Raw genomic sequence first — 1,432 nt, 5'->3', positions numbered from 1 at the left:
TCCGGCGCGCGCTCGACCTGAGGGCAACCGACATCCACCTCGAACCGATGCGCGGACGGCTCGTGATGCGTTTCCGTATCGACGGCGTCTTGCGGATCATGCCTCCGCCGCCGCACGAAATGGGCGATGCGATCGTGTCGCGAATCAAGGTTCTCGCCGGCCTCGACATCACCGAGCGCCGCAAGCCTCAGGATGGTGCGATGCGCCTTCCCATCGGCGACCGCGAAGTCGAACTGCGCGTTGCCACCCTCTCCTCCATCCATGGCGAGACCGTCGTCATGCGCATCCTGCACCGCGACAGCGTCCTGCTCGATTTCGCGGGCGTGGGCCTGGATGACCAGGAACGGCAGCCGCTGAACCGGCTCCTTGAGCACACCCACGGAATGATCGCCGTCGCCGGCCCGACCGGCAGAGGAAAGACGACGACGCTCTCCGCCTCGCTCTCGAAGCTAAACGATCCGAGCCGCAAGATCGTGACAATCGAGGATCCCGTCGAGTACCAGATCCCCGGCATCGTGCAGTCGCAGATCAACTCGGCGATCGGCATCACCTTCTCATCCGCGATCCGGACGTTCGTGCGACAGGACCCCGACGTGATCCTGGTCGGCGAGATACGCGACGGCGAGACGGCACGGGCCGCCGTCCAGGCAGCGCTCACCGGACACCTCGTTCTCACCACGGTCCACGCGAACACCGCGGCGGCGGCCTTCACCCGTATGCGCGACCTGGGTGTCGAGACCTATCTGCTGGTCGGCGCCGTACGCGGCATCATCTCCCAGCGCCTGTTGCGGCGGCTCTGCGATCACTGCAAGCAGGAAGGAATTCTTCCGGCCGAGACTTTCTCCTCCGACTCGCGTTACCAGGCCGTCGGGTTCTCCCAGGGCCAGAAAGTGTTCAGCGCAGTGGGCTGCGGCCGTTGCAACGGCACCGGGTATCGAGGCCGCATCGCCGTGTTCGAGATCCTGGTCCTCGAGGAGGCTATCATCGAGCTCGCTTCACAAGGAGCAGACCACTCCAGGATCGAAGCGCTCGCGCTGGAGCGGGGCATGAGCACGATGGCGCATGACGGTGCCAGGAAGGCAGGGCAAGGTCTCACCTCGCCGGCGGAGGTGCTCAGGGTCACCGGGTTTCGCTGAGCGCATCCATCCACGTCCGTGCCTGCCTCTGACCCGCGGACTGGCGGTTGGCATCGCCTCCGCAGGACTGGCCACTATTGCCCGCCACCTTCGCCTTGATAGGGCTCGATGCTTTCGCTCTCCAGGACGTAGCCCGAAGCAACTTCGCTTGAACCGTCCACAAAGGAGAGGTCTTTCCTTTCGGACTGCACGCGCATCGTGCCGGTTATCATCACGCCCTCGAACAGGGCCGCAGGCGCGTACGGAGCGGTGGATTTCAAGTAGATCACCTGGTTCGGCGGCGGTGGCGGCTCATG

General features: G+C 64.9%; 2 protein-coding genes. One reads left to right on the top strand and one right to left on the bottom strand.

Annotation, left to right across the window (positions count from 1 at the left end):
* Nucleotides 1–1,136, top strand: a 1,136-nt coding sequence (locus FJ980_RS31520; protein ID WP_140547426.1) for a GspE/PulE family protein, incomplete at its 5' end; no start/stop codon positions are given.
* A gap of 74 nt (nt 1,137–1,210) precedes the next feature.
* On the opposite strand, the gene FJ980_RS31515 is transcribed toward FJ980_RS31520, so the two are convergent.
* On the bottom strand, nt 1,211–1,432 hold a 222-nt coding region (locus FJ980_RS31515; protein ID WP_140547425.1), incomplete at its 5' end, for a DUF3299 domain-containing protein.

The sequence above is a fragment of the Mesorhizobium sp. B1-1-5 genome (assembly GCF_006443065.1).
In the GTDB taxonomy this organism is placed as follows: Bacteria; Pseudomonadota; Alphaproteobacteria; order Rhizobiales; family Rhizobiaceae; genus Mesorhizobium.
Note: the sequence above shows the minus strand (reverse complement) of the source record. Positions and strands in the feature narration are given on the sequence as shown.